The 607-nt window shown below is 51.2% G+C and carries 1 protein-coding gene; it reads left to right on the top strand.

Annotated elements, in window-relative coordinates; translation table 11 throughout:
• A partial coding sequence (locus AACS92_RS03010) for an antitermination protein (protein WP_241538049.1) occupies positions 1–607 on the top strand: 607 nt, incomplete at both ends.

The following is a 607-nucleotide window of genomic DNA, read 5'->3' on the forward strand; positions in this document are numbered from 1 at the left end:
ACACTTTCACCCGAAGTCACCTGCGTTTAGTGACTCGTCATCCAGTACTGCCCCGGACAGAATGAAAGGCATGGACACCGCTGCGGCTTTAGGGATGGCTGAATCAAGGGCTAAGTTTGGCATGACCGCTTTTTTCGCCAAGAACGGCATCAGTGAAGAAGGTCGGTTCAGCACGGTCGAATCATTGACGCGGTACGCAAGACAGGCAGCACCGAAGCTCATAGCGAAAGCGGCTGGAAATAAGCTGGGGCAATGTATGGTGATCTTATCGAAAATGGCCTTTGAAGAGTATTCCCGGTCAGCTGCGTCTACTTGTCAATGTCAGGAGTGCAAAGGGAAAGGACTCATTTACAGTGTGAAAGAGGTGGAGAAACATCCTGGCATTATCCGTGCAGATGGGGTGATGGTTCTTGAGCCGTGGATTGAAAAAGAGCAGGTTGGTGAACTCTGCCAGAAATGTAACGGTAAAGGCATTTTGTCAAATCGCTGTCGCTGCAAGGGGCGGGGCTTGGTGCTTGATGAGGAGCAAACTGCATTGCAAGGCGCGCCAGTGCATAAAATCTGCCCGCGTTGCTCAGGGAGAGGTTATAGCAGAGTACCTTCGTCA

Origin of the sequence: Xenorhabdus sp. KJ12.1 (genome assembly GCF_963876495.1) — a bacterium.
GTDB lineage: Bacteria > Pseudomonadota > Gammaproteobacteria > Enterobacterales > Enterobacteriaceae > Xenorhabdus > Xenorhabdus stockiae.